The organism is Snodgrassella sp. ESL0253, from assembly GCF_013344965.1.
GTDB lineage: Bacteria > Pseudomonadota > Gammaproteobacteria > Burkholderiales > Neisseriaceae > Snodgrassella > Snodgrassella alvi_B.
Map to the genome: position 1 here is coordinate 1 of NZ_JAAEDQ010000022.1, position 4,345 is coordinate 4,345.

Annotated in this window: 1 protein-coding gene; it reads right to left on the reverse strand. The window is 53.4% G+C overall.

The window, feature by feature from the left end:
- A partial coding sequence (locus tag GYX26_RS11070) for a hemagglutinin repeat-containing protein (protein WP_174829292.1) occupies positions 1-4,345 on the reverse strand: 4,345 nt, incomplete at both ends.

Genomic DNA, 4,345 nt, shown 5'->3' on the forward strand with positions numbered 1-4,345 from the left:
GCCTGGATGATGGTGTTGCCTTTGAGGCTGCCTATCTGGCTAAGGGTAAGGGTGTGGTTCTGCTCCTGCTGATCCAGCTGGGTTTTGGATTTGCTGTAGCCGACGCTGGCCACGCCTTTGGACAGGCTGGCGGTGAAGCCGGATTTTTTCTCTTCGTGGTATTCGTGGTCTTGATAGTTGTTGTGGGCAGCCTGGATGTTGATGTCACGGCCGGCGCTGAGGATGGTTTGATCCTGGGCGATGATGTTGCTGCCGCGCACGTTGATGTCCTGATCGCTGCCGATATTAATTTGTTTGCCGGTGATGCTGCTGCCTACGGCTTCGTTGTGGTGTACCTGATATTTGTCTAGGTTGCTTTGGCTGGATACGATGTTGCCGGATTTGTGGTAGAAGGATTCGTCCAGATCGGCAGTTTTTCGGCCTTCGGTAATGTTGACGCCTTCTTTGCCGTAAAGGTTGACGCTGCCATTGAGGCTGTTGATGTCGCCCTGGCGGATGTTGATTTGTTTGCCAGCACCGATGCTGATATCACCCTGGGTGAGAATCTGGCTACCCACTTCGGCGCTGTGATGCAGTGACATGTGGTTGCGGTCACTCAGTTTGCCCTCGGTTTCATGGTCGGCTATCTGGACGGTATTTAGGTTGACGCTGCCTTCGCTGGAGCGTAGTTGGGTTTGGCCGTTGGTGGCGGTGTTGACGAGCTGGGCACCATTGATATCTATGCCTTTTTTGCCGTCCACTGTCAGGATGCTGTCTTTGTTTCCGGTAACATACAGGCCGGCGACGCGGTCGATGACGGTGGCGCCGTTGCGTTGGTCACCATGAGTGGCGGTGGTGGTGGTGAGGTTGATTTGGTTGGCTTTGAGGCTGAGCAGGTCTTTGGCCTGAGCGGCACCACCATTGAAGTCGATGTTGTTGCTGGCATTCAGGGCTACTTTGTTGCCGCTGATCAGGCCGATGTTGCTGATGTTCTGGGCACCTAGGTCGACGATTTTACGGCCGGCTATGCTGCCGTAGTTGTTGATGTCCTGGTTGGTGTGCAGGCTGATGTTGTTGGCGCTGATTAAGGCGCCAGCGCTGTTGATATCGCCATCGCGTACCATGAGGTAGATTTGTGGTACGAGGACGGTTTGCTGGCTGCCATCGGCCAGGGTGACGGTCTGGTTAACCAGCCAGACGATGTCGCTGGTCAGGCGGGCGATTTGTTCTGCGCTCAGGGCAATACCGGGAACTAAGCTCATTTCGCGCGCGGCGGTGATGCCGGCGTTCATCAGGGCTTTGTATTGTTCTTCGTCGTTCTGGTAGCCCTCCAGACGGCGGAAGCCGGTTAGGCGGGCAATTTGTTCGTTGATCAGGTATTGTTCGTAATAGCCGTCGCCCAGCCGTTTCTGCATTTTGTTCGGATTCTGGCCGAGGGCGCTGAGCATATAGTCGCTGCCCAGCCATTTTTTTAGGTTGGTAAAGGCGGGGTCGGTTTCTACCAGATAGCCGTTATTATCGGGGTTGATATGGTACAGGCTGTTGTTGGGCAGTCTGGCGTTGGTGTTGGTGTTGATATCAGTCAGGGTTTTGATTTGTTGCTGCTGTTGGGCAATATTGGTGTTGCCAGTGCTGCTTTGGTTGTTGCTGTTGATGTTGCCAACTTCGTGGCCGGTTGGATTGGCTGCGCTGGTTTTGTCCTGGTAATCCTTAATGGTTATGTGCTGCTGGATGAGGCTGACTGGCTGATCCAGGTCGATGGTGGTTGTGGTGGTGTCGCTGTATTTGCCACCTTTTCCTTTGTAGGCATGATAGTGTCCTGTGTGTGCATGCCCCTTTCTTTCATACTGGATATAACCTACTTTGCCTTTATCTTCTACGCGTTGCTGGCCTTTGGTTTCGATATTGTCCAGTTGCAGGTTGTCTGTGCCGATAAGGTTGCCGCCAACCAGTATCTGGCTGTTGTTGTTTTCCCAGTGGCTGCCGGCAATATTCAGGTTACCACCGATAATGATCTGGCCGGGATCGCTTTCTTTGACACGTTGTTTGTAGGTTTTACGGATAAAGTCCCACCATTTAACCTGTCTCATTTTTTTGTTGTAAACAACTGCTTTACTGCCGTCGTTGAAGGTAAATTTGGCTCGACTATCATTAAAATCAAAATAGCCATCTACTCCTTCAGTCCACCTTTCGGTGCGACCAGGGTATTTGTATTGCTGTATTCTTTCTTTATTGGCCAGGTATTCTTCTAATGTAAAGTGGTTATTGAGGTTGTGTAATTCTTTGACGGCGATGTTGCCATTACCCTGCGCTTCGATGCGCGCGCTGCCATTAATCAGGCTGTCAGCCATGCCTGTGGCCTGATGCTGTTCGTTTAAGGCACCGCCAATGGCGATATCACCTCCGCTCGACAGGAGGGCATGTTCTTTGTTGATGATGTTGGCGGCACCGATGTCCAGCCGCTCACGCGCAGCAATAACGGCGGCTTTGGTTTCGCTGCCGAGGGTTTCTTCCTGGTTGATTAGGTTATGGGTACCGATGGCAACATGGTTGCCATAGATGCGCCCGCTACCGATGTTGTTGATGCTGTTGCCAGACTGTACCAGAGTGATGCCGTTACTATTAATCAGGCCACGGTTGGTGATGCTGTCTTGTGCCTGTAGTTCGGTATGGTTGTTACTCTGGATGATGCCGCTGGCCTGGTTGTCGATATTGGCGGCGTTAAGGCTAACGCTGTCGCCACCGCTAAGGGTATGGTTGTTGCTGATATTGCCCTGGCTGCTCAGGTGCAGGCGTCCGCCAGCTTTGATGTCAGCATCGACGTTAAAGTTATCATGCAGCTGGATGGTGGCGTGACGGCCGGCACCGATGCTGCCGGGGTTGTTGAGCTGTTTGCTTTGGATGCTCAGATCATTGCCTGCCAGTATTTTGCCGTTATCGCTGTTGTCGATGCTCAGGCTTTGTTGGTTCTGGTCGTGAATCTGGACATCTTTGGCGCTGCTGATTTGTCCCTGCCGGTTGTCCAGATGCTGGTTAATCTGTGCCGTCAGTTGTTGGTTGGCGCGGATGGCACCGCTGTGGTTATTGATTGTATCTGTATGTAGCTGAATGCTATCGGCATCGATGCTGCCTTGCTGGTTGTTGAGGCTATTGTTGTGGATGCTGGCTTGTTTGCCGGCAATGATTTTGCCTTGGACGCTGTTGTCTAGGGTGTTGCTGTTGAGTTGTAGTTCGCCAGCACTGCTGATTTGTCCTTGCTGATTGTTGATGTGTTGGCTGATCTGCGCACTCAGGTGCTGGTTGCTGCGGATGGCTCCGGCATTGTTGTTCAGGCTATCGGCTGTTAGGTCGATGCTATCGGCATCGATGCTGCCCTGCTGGTTATTGAGTGCGCGGGTGTGCAGCTCGGCCTGTTTGCCGGCGCTGATTTTACCTTGGCTGTTATCTATATCACCGGCGGTTATGCTGAGGTCGCTGTTGCTGCCGATTTGGCCGTTCTGGTTCTGTAGTTGGTTGCGCACGCTAAGTTGCTGTTTGCCTGCACTGCGGATGGCGCCGTGTTGGTTGTTGAGCTCGTTGGTAGTCAGTTGCAGGCTATCGCTGTCGATGGCGCCGCTGCTGTTGTTCAGGCTGCCGGTTTGTACTTCGCTCTGGCCGCCACTCCACAACTGGCCGCTGTTGCTATTGTCTAGCTGGTTGCTGTGGATTTGCAGTTGTTGCTGCGCGGCAATGGTGCCTTGGTCGCTGTTGTTCAGTTCGGCACTGTCGATAGCCATGCGCTCGGCTGACTGGATGCGGCCTTGGCGATTGTCTAGCTGGCTGCTGTGGATTTGCAGTTGTTGCTGCGCGGCAATGGTGCCTTGGTCGCTGTTGTTCAGTTCGGCACTGTCGATAGCCATCCGCTCGGCTGACTGGATGCGGCCCTGGCGGTTGTCTAGCTGGCTGCTGTGGATTTGTAGCTGGCCGCTGCTGCTGATCTGTCCTGCGCGGTTGTCCAGCCGGGTGGTGTGGATATCAGCCTGTTTGGTATTCAGTTTGCCCTGATGGTTGTCTAGCAGTTCGCCGCTGACTTGCAGTTTGTTGAGATTCAGGGTGCCCTGATTGCTCAGACCATTATGGGCAGTCAGATCGATGCCGCCGTTGGCAATGATCTGGCCGTTTTGGTTATCAATGTCGTTATGGCTGATGATTTGCCCGGCACTGAATGTTTTACTGGTTGTGCTCGGTGCGGCTATGGTTTGGCCGGCACCTTCGGCGATGCTCGGCGCTTTGCTCTGCTTGTCTGCTTCCACTGGCGGCTGCGCTGGTTTATCTGGCTGCGCCGGGTTTTGTTCTGGTACGGTTGGTTGTGGCGCATAGCCAATCA